General features: G+C 42.0%; 19 protein-coding genes. 16 read left to right on the top strand and 3 right to left on the bottom strand.

Annotation, left to right across the window (positions count from 1 at the left end):
* Positions 1-149 precede the first annotated feature (149 nt).
* The 13 genes from rfbB (at position 150) to NX720_RS00325 (ending at position 12,935) form a co-directional block, all read left to right on the top strand.
* Positions 150-1,235 carry a dTDP-glucose 4,6-dehydratase gene (gene rfbB, locus NX720_RS00385; RefSeq protein ID WP_262598722.1) on the top strand — a complete coding sequence of 362 codons (1,086 nt, stop codon included), beginning with the start codon at positions 150-152 and terminating at the stop codon, positions 1,233-1,235.
* Complete coding sequence (gene rfbD, locus NX720_RS00380; protein ID WP_262598721.1) at positions 1,213-2,100, top strand: dTDP-4-dehydrorhamnose reductase; 888 nt, start codon at positions 1,213-1,215, stop codon at positions 2,098-2,100. Before rfbB ends, rfbD (NX720_RS00380) begins: the two co-directional genes overlap by 23 nt.
* 5 nt (positions 2,101-2,105) lie before the next feature.
* Positions 2,106-2,972 carry a glucose-1-phosphate thymidylyltransferase RfbA gene (gene rfbA, locus NX720_RS00375; RefSeq protein ID WP_262598720.1) on the top strand — a complete coding sequence of 289 codons (867 nt, stop codon included), beginning with the start codon at positions 2,106-2,108 and terminating at the stop codon, positions 2,970-2,972.
* Positions 2,973-2,978: 6 nt separating this feature from the next.
* The gene (gene rfbC, locus NX720_RS00370; RefSeq protein ID WP_262598719.1) at positions 2,979-3,527 is read left to right on the top strand and encodes a dTDP-4-dehydrorhamnose 3,5-epimerase; all 549 of its coding nucleotides are present in this window, start codon (positions 2,979-2,981) and stop codon (positions 3,525-3,527) included.
* Positions 3,528-3,654: 127 nt separating this feature from the next.
* A complete protein-coding gene (locus NX720_RS00365) occupies positions 3,655-4,356 on the top strand; it encodes a hypothetical protein (RefSeq protein ID WP_262598718.1) in 702 nt (233 codons plus the stop codon).
* Positions 4,357-4,362: 6 nt separating this feature from the next.
* A complete protein-coding gene (gene rfbD, locus NX720_RS00360; protein WP_262598717.1) occupies positions 4,363-5,250 on the top strand; it encodes a dTDP-4-dehydrorhamnose reductase in 888 nt (295 codons plus the stop codon).
* 23 nt (positions 5,251-5,273) lie between these two features.
* Entirely contained in the window at positions 5,274-6,251 is a 978-nt protein-coding gene (locus NX720_RS00355) for a hypothetical protein (protein ID WP_262598716.1), read from the top strand.
* Complete coding sequence (locus tag NX720_RS00350; RefSeq protein WP_262598715.1) at positions 6,248-7,120, top strand: glycosyltransferase; 873 nt, start codon at positions 6,248-6,250, stop codon at positions 7,118-7,120. The genes NX720_RS00355 and NX720_RS00350 overlap by 4 nt, the downstream gene beginning before the upstream one ends.
* A gap of 16 nt (positions 7,121-7,136) precedes the next feature.
* Complete coding sequence (locus tag NX720_RS00345) at positions 7,137-7,778, top strand: sugar transferase (RefSeq protein WP_262598714.1); 642 nt, start codon at positions 7,137-7,139, stop codon at positions 7,776-7,778.
* Positions 7,779-7,832: 54 nt separating this feature from the next.
* Positions 7,833-8,816: an ATP-grasp domain-containing protein gene (locus tag NX720_RS00340; RefSeq protein ID WP_262598713.1), complete on the top strand. Its 984-nt coding sequence runs from the start codon at positions 7,833-7,835 to the stop codon at positions 8,814-8,816.
* A complete protein-coding gene (locus NX720_RS00335; protein WP_262598712.1) occupies positions 8,813-9,484 on the top strand; it encodes an HAD family hydrolase in 672 nt (223 codons plus the stop codon). Before NX720_RS00340 ends, NX720_RS00335 begins: the two co-directional genes overlap by 4 nt.
* Before the next feature lie 133 nt (positions 9,485-9,617).
* On the top strand, positions 9,618-10,793 hold the full coding sequence (locus NX720_RS00330) for a DegT/DnrJ/EryC1/StrS family aminotransferase (protein ID WP_262598711.1): 1,176 nt from the start codon (positions 9,618-9,620) through the stop codon (positions 10,791-10,793).
* A gap of 138 nt (positions 10,794-10,931) precedes the next feature.
* Positions 10,932-12,935, top strand: a complete 2,004-nt coding sequence (locus tag NX720_RS00325; protein ID WP_262598710.1) for a nucleoside-diphosphate sugar epimerase/dehydratase — start codon at positions 10,932-10,934, stop codon at positions 12,933-12,935.
* 232 nt (positions 12,936-13,167) lie between these two features.
* On the opposite strand, the gene NX720_RS00320 is transcribed toward NX720_RS00325, so the two are convergent.
* Positions 13,168-13,512 (bottom strand): hypothetical protein, encoded by a 345-nt coding sequence (locus NX720_RS00320; RefSeq protein WP_262598709.1) that lies wholly within the window; start codon positions 13,510-13,512, stop codon positions 13,168-13,170.
* A gap of 297 nt (positions 13,513-13,809) precedes the next feature.
* On the opposite strand from NX720_RS00320, the gene NX720_RS00315 reads away from it, so the two are divergent.
* Both NX720_RS00315 and purF read left to right on the top strand, forming a co-directional pair.
* Positions 13,810-14,322 carry a CvpA family protein gene (locus tag NX720_RS00315; RefSeq protein WP_262598708.1) on the top strand — a complete coding sequence of 171 codons (513 nt, stop codon included), beginning with the start codon at positions 13,810-13,812 and terminating at the stop codon, positions 14,320-14,322.
* A gap of 260 nt (positions 14,323-14,582) precedes the next feature.
* The gene (gene purF / locus NX720_RS00310) at positions 14,583-16,094 is read left to right on the top strand and encodes an amidophosphoribosyltransferase (protein ID WP_262598707.1); all 1,512 of its coding nucleotides are present in this window, start codon (positions 14,583-14,585) and stop codon (positions 16,092-16,094) included.
* 65 nt (positions 16,095-16,159) lie between these two features.
* Here the strand turns inward: purF and NX720_RS00305 are convergent, their stop codons facing one another.
* Entirely contained in the window at positions 16,160-17,293 is a 1,134-nt protein-coding gene (locus NX720_RS00305; protein ID WP_262598706.1) for a Wzz/FepE/Etk N-terminal domain-containing protein, read from the bottom strand.
* A 734-nt stretch (positions 17,294-18,027) separates the two neighbouring features.
* On the opposite strand from NX720_RS00305, the gene NX720_RS00300 reads away from it, so the two are divergent.
* On the top strand, positions 18,028-19,815 hold the full coding sequence (locus NX720_RS00300) for an extracellular solute-binding protein (RefSeq protein WP_262598705.1): 1,788 nt from the start codon (positions 18,028-18,030) through the stop codon (positions 19,813-19,815).
* On the opposite strand, the gene NX720_RS00295 is transcribed toward NX720_RS00300, so the two are convergent.
* Positions 19,802-20,569, bottom strand: coding sequence for a 5'-3' exonuclease H3TH domain-containing protein (locus NX720_RS00295; RefSeq protein ID WP_262598704.1), 768 nt, complete (start codon positions 20,567-20,569; stop codon positions 19,802-19,804). The genes NX720_RS00300 and NX720_RS00295 overlap by 14 nt on opposite strands.
* Between the last annotated feature and the right edge of the window lie 138 nt (positions 20,570-20,707).

Below are 20,707 nucleotides of genomic sequence, written 5' to 3'. Positions count from 1 at the left end.
TCTGGCAAACGGTTTGTAACGATTTGCCTGGTTTGAGCCAGGCGATAGAGCAAGTGCGTCAAGAAGTAATGGGCAGTCAGTAGAAATTTTTCGATAAATAACAAAAATACAAGCTATTCATTTCAGGGTCTAAGCGAGTTTAATTTAATATGTCGATTTTAATAACCGGCGGAGCCGGATTTATTGGTTGTAATTTTGTTCTGGACTGGCTGAAGAAAAATGAAGAACGTGTTATTAATATTGATGCTTTAACTTATGCTGGCAATTTGATGAGTCTTAATGAGTTGAAAAATGATAAAAGACATATTTTTGTGCAAGGTGATATTGGTGATTCTGATAAAGTAGCGACGATATTAGCAAAATATAAACCACGAGCGGTTATAAATTTTGCTGCAGAGTCACATGTCGATCGTAGCATTATTGGGCCAGAACAGTTTATTCAAACTAATGTATTGGGAACATTTCTTTTATTGGAAACAGTAAAGACTTATTGGGAACAGCTCAGTGAGTTAGAAAAGTCAGAATTTCGTTTCCTGCATGTCTCGACTGATGAAGTTTATGGCTCTCTTGAAACATCTGATCCTGGGTTTACAGAACACCATAGATATAAACCTAATAGTCCTTATTCAGCTAGTAAGGCTGCTAGTGATCACTTGGTGAGAGCTTATCACCACACGTACGGTTTACCGGTACTAACAACAAATTGCTCAAATAATTATGGACCGTTCCACTTTCCTGAAAAGCTAATTCCGCTTGTTATTTATAATGCTCTGAATAAAAAAGCACTGCCAATATATGGCAACGGTCAGCAGATTCGTGACTGGCTTTATGTTAAGGATCACTGCAATGCAATTCGGTTAGTCCTGTCAAAAGGTAAGCCAGGAGAAACCTACAATGTAGGTGGTTCGAGCGAGAAAACAAATCTAGATGTTGTAAAAACACTGTGTAAGGTTTTGGATGGAGTTAGTCCCAGAGAGGATGGTGAATCTTATAGTCAGCAAATCACATTTGTGAGAGATCGACCAGGGCATGACCATCGTTATGCCATAGATGCCGGAAAGATTGCTAAGCAGTTGGGATGGCAGCCCATAGAAAGCTTTGAGAGTGGAATAAGAAAAACTGTACTTTGGTATCTGGAAAACCAACCATGGGTTGAAGCGGTCATCAGCGGGAATTACCGTGACTGGGTTTCCACACAATATGATAAACAATATGAAAATTCTTATTACCGGTAAAAATGGCCAGATAGGCTTTGAATTAAAAAGGGCTCTGGCTCCCTTTGGTGAGGTGGTTGCTATCGGTAAAGAAGAGTGTAACTTTCTCAACCAGGATGATATTCGTCGTTGCGTTCAATCCGTAAATGCGGACATTATTGTAAACCCTGCTGCCTATACCATGGTCGATAAAGCAGAAAGTGAGCAGGATAAAGCGTTTGCTATTAATGCCACTGCGCCGGGGGTTATTGCTCAAGAAGCGGAAAAGGCAGGAGCCTTACTGGTTCATTATTCCACGGATTATGTTTTTAATGGTCAGAAGCAAGGAGGCTACACTGAACTCGACCAGCCAGACCCAAGAAGTATTTATGGCCTATCGAAATGGCAGGGTGAGCAGGCGGTTTTTGAAGCTTCATCAAAATCATTGATACTTCGAACTAGCTGGGTATTTGGTGCCTATGGCAATAACTTTGCAAAAACTATGTTAAGGCTTGCAGCCGAAAAAGAGCAGCTTAATATCGTAGCTGATCAATTTGGTGCACCCACGTCTGCTGCGTTAATTGCTGATATTACAGCACAAATATTGGCGCAATACACTAGAAGCGCCATACCTTTTAAATATGGTTTATATCATATCACTGCTAACGGTTTAACTAACTGGCATGAGTATGCACAGTATGTAATTCAAAAAGGCATTAATGCTGGGTTGCCAATAAAGCTCGGTTTAAAGAGTGTTGATGCGATTTCTAGTGATGAGTATCCGACTCCGGCTTTCAGGCCAAAAAACTCACAGCTGGATTGCAGCAAACTTAAAACAACCTTCAATGTAAACTTACCGCCCTGGCAACAGGGACTTGATCATGTTCTGACACTGTTATTGAGATAGCTTTTATGAGAAAAGGAATTATTCTTGCGGGTGGTAGCGGTACACGACTTCACCCGATTACTTTGGGAGTATCTAAGCAGCTTCTTCCGGTATACGATAAACCAATGATTTATTACCCACTGTCAGTATTAATGCTAGCGGGCATTCAGGATATTCTGATCATCACTACACCGGAAGATCAAATTCATTTCTTTAATGTATTAGGTGATGGTAGTCAGTTTGGAATAAGCCTGAGTTATGCAATACAGCCAGAACCGAAAGGGATTGCACAAGCTTTTACGATTGGCAAAAGTTTTATTGGTAATGATCAGGTGGCGATGGTTTTGGGTGATAATATTTTCTATGGTCAGGGCTTTTCAGGAAAATTGAAGGAAGCGAACGCTAGGGAATCAGGCGCAACAGTGTTTAGCTATCCAGTCGCCGATCCTGAACGTTTTGGTATTGTTGCTTTTGATGAAAATGGAAAAGTGATATCTATAGAAGAAAAACCCCAAAAGCCAAAATCAAACTATGCGGTCACTGGCTTGTATTTCTACGATAATAATGTCGTTGATTTTGCTAAAGAAATTAAACCATCTGAAAGAAGAGAACTGGAAATTACTGATTTAAATCTACTTTATCTGGAGCATAATCAACTATATGTAGAGATTCTTGGGCGAGGTTTTGCCTGGCTCGATTCAGGCACTCATGACGCACTGTTGGAAGCAGGGCAGTTTGTTCAGACCATTGAGAACAGGCAAGGGCTTAAAGTGGCTTGTTTGGAAGAAATCGCTTTTCATAATACATGGTTAGATATCGAAACACTAAAGTTAAAAGGTGAAATGCTAAGTAAAACAAGCTATGGGCAGTATTTGTTGAGGTTAATCAAGTAAAGCTGTATGAAAGTTACTAATACTAAAATACCAGATGTTAAATTAATTGAACCCAAAGTCTTTAGTGATGAGCGTGGTTTTTTTCTAGAGACGTTTCAAGCTGAACGCTATAAAAATGTATTAGGAGAAGATGTTTATTTTGTACAGGACAATCACTCGTTTTCTATAAAAGGTGTGCTTAGGGGACTTCACATGCAAGAAAAAAATCCCCAGGGAAAGTTGGTAAGGGTGGTTGCTGGAAGTATATTAGATGTAGCAGTTGACTTGAGACCAGACTCTAATTGGTTTGGTCAATGGGTTTCTGCTGAATTGTCTGAGATGAATAAAAAACAGTTTTGGATTCCGCCAGGTTTTGCTCATGGTTTTGTTGTATTGTCTGAGTCAGCTGGTTTTGAGTATAAGTGTACTGACTATTATAATCCATCTGATGAAATAGCTATTAGGTGGGATGATCTTGATCTTGATATCAACTGGTTGATAAGCAATCCAGTGGTATCAGAAAAAGATATGAATGCCATAACATTTAAAGAGTATTTAAGGTCTGTGTTGAAATAAACCTCGGAAAATTTATTGGTACCGGCGGATTATAAAAGAGTATAACTTTTATGAAAAAAATTGATTAAGACTAATCCTTAAATGGTGGACGCTAAGTGTTTTTTTTGTTTTCTCGGGGTTCGTTGATTTGATGGTTGTAGCTTATTTTGTTTTTGTATCTATCTTAGTTATAGCCTCTCAATTGTTAGAAATCTATTCATATATATTGAAGGGCATTAAGATAGATGGCTATAGTCGGCAGTTAATTGGCTATGCTGGATTTATACACTACTTTGGACGCATAATATATGTTGTAGTGTTAATGATTTTGTCATATCTATTTGAAGTTGAAAATGTTAGAAGTGATATGAATTATATATTTTTATTTTCATTTCTTACATCCTTGGCTTTTGTTTTTTGTGTTTTAAACAATAATGATATTTATTATTTCTTTCAAAGGTTTGTAAGGTTATTATCATTTTTTTCTTATAGAAACATTAAAGAACCAAAATTCCATAAAGTTGAATTTTCAATAACTTGTAACAGGGTTTTTATATTTTCATATTTTAGTTCATTTTGTATAACACTAGCCTTTGTTGCTCCATTTATAGCTGCACAAATATATCCAGAATACAGAATGTTAGCTACTTATTCTGGACAAGCTATGAATTTTGCCGCTACTGCAATAGTTCTTGCGGTAATAGAGCCTGTTTTATTTAATGAGCTTGATAGTCAAAAAAAAGAATTTAATGGGATGTCAGAAACAGCAGTTTTAATTATAAATGCAAAAATATGCTCGCTCTTCAGTATGGTAGCAGTTATGGGTGTACTTATATATTTAGGCGTGTGAGGCAATATGCGTATATTGATAACCGGGTCAGCAGGGATGCTAGGGTACTCGCTGTCTGAAAATTTTAGAGATGGTGATTGTTACTGCTGCACAAGAGCAGAGCTAGATATTACGAATGAAAGTCAGGTCTTCGAGATCGTATTAAAATTTAATCCTGATATTATTATTAATGGAGCCGCATATACTTCAGCTGAGAAAGCGGAAGACAACATAGAAGAAGCTTATGCTGTGAACTGTTATGGTGTGAAATATTTGGCTGCAGCAGCTGAGTCTGTAAATTCATGTCTTATTCATATTTCTACTGACTATGTTTTTAAAGGTGACAAGAAAAATGGCTGTTACATAGAGAGTGATATCGCTGAGCCAGTAAATATTTATGGAAAAAGTAAATTGGCTGGAGAACAGATTGTAAAAGAATTATGTAGTAAGTATATTATTATCAGAACGTCGTGGTTGTTTAATGCTCAGAACAATAATTTTGTGACAAGCATTATAAATTCCCTAAGAAATAAAAAAGAGCTGACTGTTGTAAATGATCAATTGGGTGGGCCTACTTTTTTAGGGGATTTAGTTGACTCTATAGATAAAATTGTAAACAGAATAAAAATAAATGATGTAGATGGGATTTGGGGATTATACCATTATTCTGGCTTTCCCTATGTTAGTTGGTATGAGTTTGCTTGTGTTATCGCTCAATACTCTCAGCTATCAGGCATAGTTGAGCCTGACGTACGTATGAATTCTATATTGTCTGAAAATTACATACTCCGTGCAAAAAGGCCTAAAAACTCTCAGCTAAATTCAATGAAGTTTTGTAGAGTGTTTGGAGTAGAACAAAAAGATTGGAGAGTTGGTCTAGAAAAAGTAATTTATTCTATTTCTAATAATCTTTGATTATTTTGTGAGAATGTTTCTAAGTGTTTAACTTGAATTTTTCTTTAAGAGATCAGGTGTATAAAGTATATATCGTTATGTTAATAATGATAACGATATATATATATTACCATTATGGTGCTAAAGCTTTTCCAGATTATCAAGGGTATTTATTGAATGCGGATCCAAATTATTCTGGTTATTTCTTCGAATATTTAGCAAGAGCTATTCTAACGCTTGATTTATTTGGCTCTACTCCTGAGCAAAGGTTAGATGTTTTAGCGTTTGTAGTACAGAGTATTAATGTATTCTTAATATTATTGCTTTTGCTGATGAGAAAGAGTTCTTACGCTTTGGCGATTTTCTGTTCTATCTATTTGCCCTTGCTGATGACCACTGTATTAAGGGCTGGGCCATTATATATATTTACTTTTTTTGTAACTTCCTTATCATTCAGGAAAGAGCTAGGCATTAAAGAGATTTTGGTGGTTACATTGTTTGGTGTTTTTTTTCATGACAGTGTTTTGCTTATTAGTGTGACTTTGTTTTTAGCTTTATTCATTTGCAAAATTGATATGTTCAGTGGGAAATCATTATTATATAGTTTACCATTTCTTTTTTTCATGATTTTGTTTAATAATGAGATTAAGTTGCTTGCGATGAATTTTGTTGATCCACAATGGCTTGGTCATCGAGACATTTATCTCTTACCCAGTAATGTATCTCTTATTAAGTATTTATATTCTTTTGTGTTGATTTTGTTAGGGTGTTTTTTTTTAAATGACTCTGGCGTGAGTATGAGAAACAAGCTATTTCTGTTTTTTTTACTTTCGTTATATTCCTGCACTTTTATCCTTTCCAATGTCGTAGCAATAAGATTATCAATCTTCTATATAGGTTTTTTACTTTCAATAAAGGATTGTTTTCTTCATAAAATCGAGCTTAAGCCAGAATTTTCTGTAGTGTTAATACCGGTCCTTTTTTTTGTATATGTATATAACTTTAGAGGTCTTTTAATTTGAAAAGAGTAGCAGTAATATTAGCGTTATATAATCCAGATGAATTTTTTAAAGAGCAAATAAACTCAATTTTATCTCAAAGAAATGTTAGTATTGATGTGTTTATCTTTAATGATCAAAGTTCGTCAGGTCTTGAACTAGTTAATGAGATTCTCTGTGATAGTAAGAATATTTTTTTAATTGACTGTCAGGCTAGTGGAAGTGCAGGTAAAAATTTTCTACGTGCAGTTCAAGGTTTTGACAGCTCAGACTATCAATATGTAGCATTCTCTGATCAGGATGACCTGTGGCTCCCCGGTAAAATTGAAAGAGCGGTTAATGTGCTGGAGGGCAATAGGGCAGATGGTTATTCCAGTAATCTCATTGTCTGGGATGGTAGGTCAACTATGGGAGAATTAAAAAAAGATCAGTCACAGAAAGAGTTTGATCACTACTTTCAAGGTGCTAGTGCAGGCTGTACTTATGTGCTTACCAATCATGGCTTCACGGTTGTTAAAGAAACAATTCAGAATGTTGATCTCTTGAATTTAAGTAACGCTGTTTCTCATGATTGGAGTATTTATTTCATACTGAGAGTAAATAAATGCAAATGGGTATTTGATCAGTACTCAGGGATATTATACAGGCAGCATGATAATAATGTTTATGGGGCAAACCGTTCACTCATTAAAAAAATCACTATGGTTTTTGGTAGTTGGTACTATCAAAATATAACGTTTTTAAATTCTTTGCCTAAAGAAGAAGTACGAATTAATTTGAATGTTAACTTTTTTAGTAAGCTCTGTATGGTTAAAAAAATCACACAATTCAGAAGAAAAAAATTTGAGTCTGCTATCGCCTATATTTGGTGGCTGTTTTCTGGAAAAGTTTAGACACTAGTAATTGTTTATGTTGAAACGTTTGATTGATATTTCAGGAGCTTCCATTGCTCTGATTGTTTTTAGTCCGATAATGGCTTTTATTGCCTGGAAGGTAGCCAGAACAATGGGCAAGCCAGTTTTCTTTCGTCAGGTGCGTCCGGGCTTGAATGGTAAGCCTTTTACCATGGTTAAGTTTCGCACTATGCGAGACGCCAAGGATGCTAATGATAATCCACTTCCCGACGGCGAGCGCATTACTCCTTTCGGCAACTTTATGCGTCGAACCAGCTTGGATGAATTGCCAGAGTTCTGGAATGTGTTAAAAGGCGACATGAGTCTTGTGGGGTCGCGCCCTCTGCTGATGGAATACCTGCCGCTCTATACACCCGAACAAGCTCGTCGTCACGAAGTACGCCCTGGCATTACTGGCTGGGCTCAGGTTAATGGTCGCAATGCGATTAGCTGGGGTGATAAATTTAAGTTGGATGTGTGGTATGTTGATAACCAATCTCTCTGGCTTGATATCAAAATCCTGTTTCTTACTGTGAAGAAGGTACTTTTTAAAGAAGACATCAGTGCTGATAATCACGCCACTATGCCTTTTTTTGAAGGGCGTTACCAACCAGCAAAGAATGATGATTATAGTAATAATCATGATTGTTCTAGTTGATAGAATAATTGATATCATTAAATGAATATTTCCAATATCAAAACCTGAATAATTATGTTTGACCTGAATATTTTATTTTCTGCGGCTGGACGCAGAGTTTCATTGTTAAGACATTTTAAAAAAACAACCTCAGCGATGGGTATCCGGGGCAATATTTACGCTGCTGACTCTGGAAAAAGTGCCCCGGCAGGCTTTATTGCTGATCAGTACTTGAATGTTCCAAGGGCTTCTTCACCAGACTATATACCTGAACTTTTGTCAATATGTAAGAAATATGAAATAAAACTGCTGTTCTCTTTGATTGATACTGACCTGGAGTTGCTATCAAAGCATAAAGAAGATTTTGAAATCATTGGTACCAAAGTTTTAGTCTGTAATACCGAAACTAATGAAATTTGTTTTAACAAACAAAAAACATGGGAGTTTTTTGTTAATAATAAGATTGACACTCCCCATCTTTATTCGAAGGATGAAATTAATCAGCTTGGTGAAAAAGAGTTTCCGTTACTGGTAAAGCCTTGGGATGGAAGTTGCAGTCTTGGTGTTCATATTGTACATAACCACAAAGAATTAGAATTTTTTAGCCAGTATGTAAAAAATGCGATCGTACAGGAGTATCTTGAAGGTGATGAATATACTTGTGATGCTTATGTCGATTTTGAAGGGAAAGTCCGCTGTGTCGTTCCGAGAAAAAGGCTTGAAACCCGAGGGGGTGAAGTCAGCAAAGGACTGACTGTCAATGACCCAGAGATAATCACTGCTGTGACGGATGTTGTCAGCAAACTGCCTAATGCAGTGGGTTGTATTACCGTTCAGTGCTTTAAGCAAGAAAGTGGTAGAATCAGTTTTATTGAGATTAACCCTCGTTTTGGTGGTGGTCATCCTCTTTCATTGCATGCTGGTGCGGATTTTCCCAGGTGGATTATTCAGGAGTTTTGCGGACTTAAGTGTGAGGCAAGCCAGAACAGCTGGAAACATGATTTGGCAATGCTTCGATATGATGATGAAATTATCACAGAGGGAGTTAATATTCAGTGATAAAAGCTGTTGTTTTTGACCTTGATGATACGCTTTATCCAGAATCAAGCTATGTCGAAAGTGGGTTTAAGGCTGTTGATAGCTATCTTTTAGAACAGCATGAAATAACAGGTTTTTTTAATACGGCTAGAGAACTTTTTCATTCAGGACACAGGGGTAGAGTTTTTAATGATACTCTTGATGCCCTCGGGGTAGAGTACCAGCTGGCACTAATTGAAGAACTGGTTAACGTGTATCGCTCTCATTTACCGACTATTGCATTAAGCTCTGAAGCTAAAGATATTCTTGACCGTCTTTCAGGCCGGTGTAAAATGGGTCTGATTACTGATGGATACCGTCAGGTTCAGCGTAATAAAATCAATGCATTGGGTGTTTCTGACTATTTTCATGAAATATGTGTAACTGATGAGCTCGGTAGAGACTATTGGAAGCCTCATGAAAAGTCTTATCAACTGATGCAGAAGACTCTGGAAGTTGAGCCTGAGCAGTGTGTTTATGTCGCTGATAATCCGAACAAGGATTTCGTTACCCCAAAAAAAATGGGATGGTTAACAGTTCAGCTAATTTCAGAGACAGGGGAATATTGTTTTACAGACGTAACCCCTGAGTTTGAGGCAGAGCATAAAATAAATTCACTTCCTGAGCTAAGGCAAGTTTTAGAAATATAACGCTGGCTGGTAGATGCGTATTCAAGTCAAGACTAATAACATTTTAATTGCCTTACGTTTTAAACAGAACAGACAGATCAGCTCTGTTATATTTGCTTTGTATTCACTTTACAATCTGCAGTGAAAACCTTAAATGCTTAATACACCATTCTCTCCCTGGCCTTCTTTCACAGAAGAAGAAGCTGACGCTGTTTCGAAAACACTATTATCCAACAAGGTTAACTACTGGACCGGTATGGTATGTCGTGAATTTGAAAGAGAATTTTCCCTGTTTACTGGCTCTAACTACTCTATAGCTCTTGCCAATGGCTCCGTAGCTTTGGAACTTGCCCTGAAAGCTCTGGATATTAACGTGGGTGATGAAGTCATTGTCACCTCACGTACTTTTATAGCCTCAGCCAGCAGCATTATGACTGCCGGTGCAACGCCGATATTTGCAGATGTAGACAGAGATTCCCAAAATGTTACTGCTGAAACTATTCGTAAGGTACTAACGGTAAAAACTAAAGCCATTATATGTGTCCACCTTGCCGGATGGCCTTGTGAGATGGATGATATTATGGCTCTGGCAGCGGAACATAATCTGTTTGTGATTGAAGATTGTGCGCAGGCGCATGGTGCCCATTACAAAGGAAGAAGTGTTGGCTCTATCGGGCATATTGGAAGCTGGTCTTTTTGTCAGGATAAAATCATGACCACCGGAGGGGAAGGAGGCATGGTTACCACAAATGATGAATCCCTTTGGAAAAAAATGTGGGCTTATAAAGATCACGGTAAGTCCTGGGATGCAGTGTATAACCAGCAACACCCTCCGGGTTTTCGTTGGCTGCATGAATCTTTTGGTACAAACTGGCGTTTAACTGAAATGCAGTCTTCCATAGGGCGCATACAGTTGAAGAGAATGCCAGGGTGGACTAAACAGCGCCAGGTCAATGCGATGACTATCAGTGAAGCCTGTCAGTCAATCCCAGCCTTGCGAGTACCGAAGGTTCCTGGCCATATAAAGCACGCTCATTATAAGCACTATGTTTTTGTCAGGCCTGAGCAGTTAAAGGAAGGTTGGAGTAGGAACAGAATACTTGACGAAATGGTTAAAGAAGGGGTTCCCTGCTTCCAGGGTTCGTGTTCTGAGGTTTACCTTGAAAAGGCCTTTGAAAATACCGGATTTCGACCTGAAAAACGCTTGCCTGTGGCAAAAGAGTTGGGAGAAACCAGTCTTATGTTTTTAGTCCATCCTACTTTGCTACAGCACGAAATCGAAAAAACATGCGATACCCTTCAAGCTGTTATGTTACGGGTTTCCAGATAACCTGAAATTCTCTGAGTGTAAGCGTTATCTCCTTCAGTAAGACTCACCACATCCAAAAAATAAAAGGGAAAACATGTGAGGGATACATTAGTTCAGTTACCTAAAACCCAGAAACGCATTCTTGCTCTGTCTCTGGATTTGTGCTTCATCTGGATTTCACTTTACTTAGCTTTTGCTACTCGATATGGCTTTGCAGAAACTCGAATTAACATCGAACTGTTTTACAATCTGTGTATTTTAGCGCCTTTCATTATCCTTCCAGTTTACATTCAACAGGGACTCTATCGTGCAGTACTTCGTTATATGGGGCTTGATGTACCTCTAACTATTCTGAGGGCGACGTTTCTGGCTGTTCTGGGTGTTGTTATGGCATCTTTCCTTTTAGGTTTTCAGATGCCGCGCAGTATTCCATTTCTTTTTGGAGGTATTCTTGCACTGCTGGTTGGGTTATCTCGATATTTAGCTCGCTACTGGTTGGTTGGCTACCGTTTCAAGGACATGCTGCTTTACACGTTCAATGTACCCGAGCATAAGGTTCAAAGGCAGCAGGGGGTTCCTGTGGCCATCTATGGTGCAGGAGGAGCCGGTTGTCAGTTGGTAGCAGCTCTGGATCGTGGTAGGGAATATAAACCTGTTGCATTTATTGATGACGACCCTTGCCTGGAAGGAAGAACGGTATTAGGGCGATATGTATTTACCCCTCAGGCTATTTCTGAATTATTAGAAGACAGTACCTTTGAACAAATCCTTCTGGCTATTCCGTCGGCTACGGAAAAACGAAGAAAAGAAATCATTCATAGTCTGGAAGAGTTCCCCGTACCGGTTTTAACAATGCCTGCTTTCGCTGATCTTGCCAGTGGGAAATTAAGAATCAATGATATTCAGGAAGTGCAAATAGAAGACCTTCTGGGAAGGGAGCCCATAGCGGCTGATGAGAAACTACTGTTTCAATGCGTTCGCAATCAGAGTGTTATGATAACGGGTGCTGGGGGATCCATTGGCTCAGAACTATGTCGTCAAATCATCAAGCTTGACTGCTGTCGTCTCATACTATTCGAACATTCAGAGTTTAATCTCTATCGAATTGAGCAAGAGATGAGTCGTACAGTCAATCATTTAGGGTTGAACGTAGAATTGGTTCCAGTACTCGGCTCTGTAAATGATCCAGGCCACCTGCTTGATATTATGAAAACCTATGGGGTGGAAACTGTTTATCACGCAGCGGCTTATAAGCATGTCCCCATTGTTGAGCATAATATCGCCCAAGGCGTTCGAAACAATATATTCGGGACACTTTATACTGCTCAGGCATCAATAATAAGCAATGTTAAAAACTTTGTTCTGGTCTCCACAGATAAAGCCGTTCGCCCAACGAATGTTATGGGCGCTACAAAGAGGATGGCTGAACTTATCCTGCAGGCATTCAGTGCTGAGGAGAAGGTTAACCTGCTGCACTCTCATTTATTTGATGGAGTCAAAACAGCAAAAAATACTACCCACTTTACAATGGTACGTTTTGGCAATGTACTTGGTTCAAGTGGTTCCGTTATTCCACTATTTAGAGAGCAGATAGCTTCAGGTGGCCCGGTTACTGTGACTCACCCTGAAATTACCCGTTACTTCATGACGATTCCTGAAGCCTCTCAGCTGGTCATTCAGGCTGGCTCAATGGGACGTGGTGGTGATGTATTTGTGTTGGACATGGGTGATCCTGTTAAGATACTGAACCTGGCAAAACGAATGATCAAACTGTCTGGTTACTCTGTTAAAAATAAAAAGACACCGCAAGGCGATATTGAAATTCAATACACAGGTCTCCGGCCTGGTGAAAAACTGTATGAAGAGCTGTTAATTGGAGACTGTGTTGGCGGGACGCAGCACCTTCGAATATTCAGGGCTACTGAAGAAAAAGTTCCATGGAAGACATTGCTCGCAGGGCTTGAAAACATTCTTCAATCCGTTAAAAGTCATAATTACGATTTAACCCGCACACTGCTAGCACAATTTGTATCCGGTTTTAAACCGAATTCTGATCTGGTGGACTTGCTTAATGACTCTGCTATAAAGAAAAAAGTCAATTTACTGGTGTTTGATAAAATGGACGAAGCCAGAAATGACAAAATGAATGAAAAGGTAAACTAAACCTATATTCATTAGATGAGCGCTAGCCCAGCCCTCTCAGTTGACACCAACTCCCTCAATAAAAATGAAAGCTCCACAATAAAACCCGGGTAAGGGGAGGGGAGTATTGAAGAATATACGACCGTTCGCACTGAGTTTGTTGAAGTGTGCAGCCAACATCATTCGACAGGCTCTGGATGAACGGAATATAGGGTATTTAGTTGATTACTGTTCCCCTTAGTCAGAAGATATTTTATTGCTTGCCCTTTTTCGTTAGGTCGTTAGGATCAGTGCCGTAGAAACTTTCGATGACCTCTTCCGAGGTTTGATCGAAATCCTCTGCCATCTCAATCTTACCTTTTATTGCCCCGTTCCCTCTGCGGCGAAAATCATTACCCCTCAACAGCTTCATTAGCTCATCGGCACTCATGCTGAGCCTGAACTGGCTGGAAGCTTCTTCCACTGGATCATGGGCATCTGTCCTGTGCTCCATTTTGGAAACATCGGCCTGCTTGATCATTGATTCTGCTTCTGCTTCAGCGGCATCCCTTGCTTTTGGTGTCATTCCATTTCTCAGAGTGTCAAACGATTTTGCCATGATCAGTCACCTTACGGATTACGTCTTCCCCTTTTGAGGTAATTCCCACCCATAACCAAAGCCCTCTGTAATGACTCAATAGATAGTAGGTCAATAGAGCATGTTCCGGTCAAAATAAACCACGCCCCAAATTGCAAGCAAAAAAACGCGCTGGTGACAACCATACAAAGTCGTATAAAATACCCGCCCAATGAGTTCACTGAACAAGACTCATTCAATGGATTGAGCTTTTTACTGACAAAACCTGATGCAACGGTAAGAGGCTTCTGAAAACTAGCCTGTAAGGGAGCCCGACTCTTGACCTTCACCTGGATCGACTGGATCATCACTGCCATTATCATCGTCTCAGCCCTGATCAGCCTGAAACGAGGTTTTTTTAAAGAGGTTCTGTCTTTAGTAACATGGATTGCCGCTCTGTTTATCGCCTGGTCATTTGGCGGAAGTCTGTCACTGTATCTCAATGACTTTATAGAAACACCGTCGCTGCGCTTAATCGCTGGTAGCGTTTTACTGTTTATGGCTACCTTACTGGTGGGTGGTCTGGTGAATAAGATCTTTGCCACTCTGGTTCAGGCGACAGGGTTAACGGGAACCGACCGTTTTCTGGGTATGGTCTTTGGTGCGTTGAGAGGCTGTTTGCTGGTTATTCTTCTGGTTGGTTTGATGAGCTTTGCACCACTGGAAAATGACCTTGCATGGAAAAACTCAGTACTTCTGCCCCACTTTATTATGCTGGCAGACTGGTCAAAACAGACCGTGATGCAGATTGCAGACCCTGTTCTACAGGCCGTACCTTCAAATCCTATCTGATATCTTTTCTTTTTCTGGCAACACCTGGCAAAAGGGTGTAGATGTGCAATCTTCGCCCATTGCTTCCCCTCGCAGCTGTCTTAATCCCTTCAGTCATGATATTTTACCCGCTGTCTTAAGAGATAACACAACAGCCCCGGAGAACAGGCAAATTCATTCCGGGCTGTCCGGAACTAATGAGACTATGAATGTTCTAAGCCCTATGGAGAATTAACCCGGATGTGGCTAAGAATAACTGATCAAGCCTGAGGATGTTTTAAATGTGTGGAATAGTCGGTATTTCGGCAACGGTGAATGTTAACCAGCTGTTGTTCGACGCACTGACCGTGCTTCAGCACAGGGGACAGGATGCAGCGGGAATGGTGACTCTGGGCGACGGTCACTTCTTCCTGAGAAAAGATAATGGTCTGGTACGAGATGTATTTCGCACCCGACATATGAAAAAGTTAAGTGGCAATGTGGGTATAGCCCATGTTCGTTACCCCACTGCGGGCACTTCCAGCTCTGCTGAAGCTCAGCCTTTTTACGTGAACTCGCCTTATGGTATTGCCCTGGCGCACAATGGTAACCTGACCAATGCGGAGGCTATCAAGGAAGATCTGTTCAAGACCGACCTTCGTCATATCAACACCCGCTCTGACTCCGAAGTGCTTCTGAATGTTCTGGCTCACGAGCTGTCCAAAGTCGCCAAACTGGAATTAAGGCCAGACGATATCTTTACGGCAGTCAGACAGGTTTATCAGCGCTGTGAGGGTGGTTATGCTGTTATCAGCATGATTAACGGTCATGGAGTACTCGCCTTTCGTGATCCTTATGGCATTCGACCGTTGATTTACGGTAAGCGAGAGACAGAGAAAGGCGTTGAGTACATGTTTGCGTCTGAATCAGTAGCCATCACTGCTTCGGGCTTTGAACTGGTTCGGGACGTAGCGCCGGGCGAATGTATTTATGTGGATGAAAAGAACGAACTGCACAGCTTTCAGTGCGTAGAAGGGGTCAACCGGCCCTGCATGTTCGAATACGTCTATCTGGCGCGCCCGGATTCAATTATTGATGGCATTTCTGTTTATCAGGCACATCTTCGCATGGGGCAGACGCTGGCCAACAAAATTCTGCGGGAATGGCCTGACCACGATATTGATGTTGTGATGCCTATTCCGGACACCAGCCGTAATTCTGCCCTGGAAATTGCTACCTGTCTGGGTCTCCCATACCGTGAAGGTTTTGTGAAGAACCGCTACATTGGCCGTACCTTTATTATGCCGGGGCAGGAAGTACGCAAGAAAAGCGTTCGGCAGAAGCTCAATGCCATCGGTCAGGAATTTGCGGGTAAGAATGTTCTGCTGGTTGATGACTCCATTGTCCGGGGCACGACCTGTCAGCAGATTATTGAAATGGCTCGTGAGAGTGGCGCCCGCAAAGTCTATTTCTGTTCAGCAGCACCCGCCATCCGCTTCCCTAATGTATACGGTATCGATATGCCAACGTCCGAAGAGCTGATTGCTCATGGCCGTACCGAGAAGGAAGTGGAGCAGGCCATCGGGGCTGATCGGTTGGTTTATCAGGAACTGGGGGATCTGAAGAAAACAGTCTCTTCTCTTTGCCCCCAGATTGATGATTTTGACTGTTCTGTTTTTGATGGCAAGTATGTGGCGGGTGGTATCAATAAAGACTATCTTAATCGCCTTGCCGCCAGTCGAAACGAGAAGACCCGTAGTTCTGAGCAAAGTGACTCTATTATGGATATTCATAATGAGGAAGAAGTGGCGTAATTAACCTGATGTACTTATAAACCAAAAAACCTGCCAGTGCGCAGGTTTTTTAGTTTTAAAAGCGATCAGGCTTTTTTGGCTAATCTGTAAAACTCTGTTTTTCTTTCTTGCCTTGAGCGAATAGCAATACGAATCAGGGCAATGAATAGTCCCAGCATAAACCCTCCTATCAGCCCCAGTGCGACAATCAGTGATTTTTTCGGCTTGTCTGGCAATACCGGAACCTCTGCTTTTTTTTCAATTATGACGGGCTGAATTCCAGAAAAGTTTGTGTCAATTTTGGCTAATTGATTTAGCAGGAAAACTTTATCTTGTACGGCGCTTAGATAAGGTTTCTCAGAATCTCCCGGCGTTGGCTGGCTGTAATATCGATAGTGCCTCAGCCGGTTATTAATCACAGCTTTTCTCGCTTCTAGAAGTCTGGTTCCGTACAAAAATTGAGAGCTTTCGCCAACGATCGGGTAACTTTCTGATATCATCAGATCTTCTATATTGGCTGCTCTGGCTTGAGTGATGGCCTCTTCCAGCCCTAGTTTTTGTATTTGGTTGTTAGCCAGAAAGCTGGACTCCAGATTACGGATTGCCTCTTCCAGGTGCTTCTGCTCCTGTTCAATCAGTGTTTTTCTGTCTGTTGTAATTCCTGCAATCACCTGCTGTCCAGTGTAAGGAAGGATAAAATCGTTGATGATACGGGCTGTTTCTTCAGGATGTTCAGACTCATAGCGGATGGTTATTCGTTTGGTTGTATTTTCTCTGCTCTTATCAAAACTAATTTTCAGTTTTTTATGGAACTGTTTATAGGCTCTGGCTAAGGCTGCCTCAGGATTGTTATTAGTTTTTTCTATAGCATTTTTTGCCAGCAGGGAGTGATCAAAAGCGTACCGATAAGTGTTGTAGTTTGTCAGTTGTAAGCGGAAGTCTTCGTAAATACGGTCACTGGTAATTGTTTTTTGGATACCGGTTGGTGCGGCAGTCAGTGAGATAACGCTGTTCATGCCTGCAAACTGTGGCATTGGAGCCTGGTTTATGATGGCCTCAGCACTGAAAGTTTTGGGAAGTATAAAAGAGGCTACGACTGCAATAAGCCCTGCCAGGATTGTCACTCCTACAATCAGTAACTTTTCCTGAAACAAATTCTCAAAGAGTTGAAATAAGTCTATTTCATCATCTCTGGGGTAAAACTCTTGATCCTGATGCATACTAACTTTCCATCTAAAGTTTTTATTTTGAGCAGATAATAAGCACTTTTTGGTAATTTGGTGTCCATTGTCGTTTATGTCATAAAAATAACAACGGTACAACAGTTTCTAGCCGTGTAGGGCGGCTAAAAACTCTTGTAACAGCCCCAGCCAACAGTTCGCAAGACTATCCGCTGGAGCAGTTCTGATATTCCCCTAACTCAACACCTACCGACAATAATCCAAAAATGCTTCCTCGGTATTCTCAAACCCGGCTTCCTTAGCAAGCTCCCAGGGGCGTACACACTTTTTGGCCCGTTCACACCAGGAATAGCCTGCCGAACCAATACATCCATGTGCGTCTCTATCGGACCCTGGCATACCTTTTGGAGTCGGTTTGGCGGGCTGATTTGTGCAACACCCGGTAAGAAGAAAACCGGCAACACATAAAATGGAAACGGCCTTAACCATCAAAACATCCTCTTGAGTCAACTTCTTTATGCATACAACCATGTAAGATCAGCAGCAGATGGTAAACTATATGGCTACCAACACACGAGCCTGAGTTTTTATCTGTTCACTGTTATGGGTCTGTTCGGCACGATGCGCCCTGAAGCTGCTATAGTGATGCTTCTTAAAAAAAATAAAATGAACAAATGCAGTTACCTGTAACCCAGAGGCTGGTGCTGAGCCTTCTTTTCTCTACGATACTCGGCATGTTACCAGCAGCAACAGTAGCGAAGTCCTTACCTCCCATGAGTCATTCTTCCCATGGGTTATCCCGGTTTGATGAGCTGAAGTACCCATCTGACTTCAAACATTTCGATTACGTTAATCCCAATGCCCCGAAGGGCGGCGAGATCAGCCTGTTTGTCCATGGAACCTTTGATTCCCTGAATCCATATTCTGCCAAAGGGATGACTCCCGCTCTTGCACCATCCTACAACTACATGCGCTATGGTTTTTCCGAGTTGAATGAACCCCTAATGGTAGGAACCGGGCAGTACAGCCCGTCAGGGGATGAGATTCAGTCGGCTTATGGTTTAATTGCCCGTTCCGTTGAATACGCTGACGATAATCGCTGGATCACCTTTCACCTGCGTCCTGAAGCCCGTTTTCATGATGGCATACCGGTCACCGCAGACGACGTGGTGTTTTCTTACCATGAGCTGAAAGAGAAGGGGCATCCCCGGTACAGACTGCAATTAGAATCTGTTAAAACGGTAGAAAAACTCGATGATCACAAAGTTCGCTTCACTTTTAAACAGGCCGGGACACGATCACAGCTGCTCAGAGTCGCAGAGCTTCCGGTACTGCCCCGTCACTATTGGACTAAGCATGACATCAGTAAGTCCGCACTGGAGCCAGTACTAAACAGTGGGCCTTATAAAATTACGGCGGTAAAGCCGGGCGTATCAGTGACTTTCAGCCGGGTTAAGGATTACTGGGGCAAGGATTTACCCGTTAATAAAGGGCGTTACAATTTCGATAAAATTACCCTCTGGTTTCATCGTGATTACCATATAGCGTTTGAATCGTTCAAGGCTGGCGGACACGACCTGCACCTTGAAGTGATTGCCAAACACTGGCATACGGGTTACAACTTTCCCGCGATTCGGGAAGGCAAGGTCAGGAAACGGGTGATTCCTCACCAGATGGCTTATGGCAGTTCGTTTATGTTTTTCAATACTCGCCGCAAGCCATTCAACGACCGGCGGGTGCGGCAGGCCATCAGCCTGGTGTTTGATTTTGAATGGGTCAACCGATCTATTTTCTACAGTGCTTATAAGCGCTCGCACAGCTATTTCCCCAATTCTCCCATGTCGGCAAAAGGTTTACCGGATCAGGCAGAAAAACACTGGCTTGAGCCCTGGAAGGGTAAGCTACCGCCTGAACTATTGAACCAACCCTTCAAGCCTGCCCCCACGTCAGGAGACGGTTCCATCCGGGCTCAGCAGAAACAGGCATTAGCCTTGTTGAAAGAGGCAGGCTGGGAACTCCGGGATAATACCCTCAGAAACCGGGAAACCGGCAAGCCCATGCGCTTCTCCTTTCTGGAGCAGGGCGCTGCCTCAGAGGGCTATCTGATACCCCTGAAAAAAAATCTGGAAACCATTGGCATCGAAATGAACCTGATTCGTGCGGACGCTGCACAGTATATCCGTCAGGTTCGGGCGCATGATTATGACATGGTGCTGCGTGTACTGCCGCAGTCACTGGCTCCGGACGCCGAGCTGTTTGATTATTTCCATTCAGAACGGGCGGATGCAGAAGGGAGCCTCAATTTAGCAGGCATCAAACATCCGGCTATTGATGCGCTGCTGGAAAAAATACCCGAAGCCAGAAGCACTGCCGAATTAAAATCGCTGACCAGAAGTCTTGATCGCATCCTGCTCTGGCAGCATTACGGTATCCCAAAGTGGTATTCTGACTCTATGCGAGTGGCCTACCGGGATGTGTTTGCCTGGCCAGAAAAGGCACCGATTTACACAACACCTTTCAGTACCTGGTGGCGCAAGGACTTGCCGGCTAAGGGCGACTGAAGCGCAGGTCTTTTAAACGTACGCCCAGCTCCAGCTCAGTAGCCAGAGTGGCAAGGCGTTGTGACAGCAACGCCTGCTCTTTTTGCGCGCAGACTTTTCCCGCAGCCCCTTTTGACTCACCTTGCTGAAACACCTGCTCCAGCCCGCCAAGCTCCAGCATGAGCTTTGTTGCCCCCTGTTTGCCAACACCACTGACGCCGGGAATATCGCCATTGCCTGCCATTGCCCAGTAATCAACCAGTTGCTCCGGCCTGAAGCCCAGCTGCTGGAAAACCGTTTCAGCATCATGATCCTGTTTCTGAAAATGGTCCCTCAGTCGTATGGATGGCTGGGTGAGCAACTGCTGAAAGCTGCGGTCAGTAGAGAGAATCGTCACAGCAACACCTGCTCCCATCGCCTTGCTGGCTATCGAGGCAATCACATCATCAGCTTCCAGACCTGAACGGCGAAAGGTCTTCACGCCCAGCTGTAAAAAAGCGTTATTAAAATCACCCAGGCGGTTATTCAGGATGTCAGGCATGGGCTTACGCTGGCTTTTATAATCTGGATACAGCTCATGTCGCCAGGTGGGCGGATTGCCATCAAATACGACCAGTGCATGGGTTGGCTGGCTGTCGTGCAGCGCTCTTGACAGTGAAGAAATGGTTGAGGAAATGGCACCGTCTACCTGACGGTTCTCATCGGGCGCTCTCACCGCCGCATGTATCCGGCGAATCAGGTTCAGTGCATCAATTAGTAACAGGTGAGGGCGCATGGCTCTGGTTCCAAACTATTTGTTCAGTCAGTGTTCAGAAATCAGAAAAGTTTAACAAACCTTGCGAAATTCTCCATCCATAGCCTCTCATTGGGAGCGGCGCGACCTTTGAAGGTTTGGATGGAGATGGATAGCGAG

The sequence above is a fragment of the Endozoicomonas euniceicola genome (genome assembly GCF_025562755.1).
Classification (GTDB): Bacteria; Pseudomonadota; Gammaproteobacteria; order Pseudomonadales; family Endozoicomonadaceae; genus Endozoicomonas_A; species Endozoicomonas_A euniceicola.
This window is presented reverse-complemented; position numbering and strand designations above follow the sequence as displayed.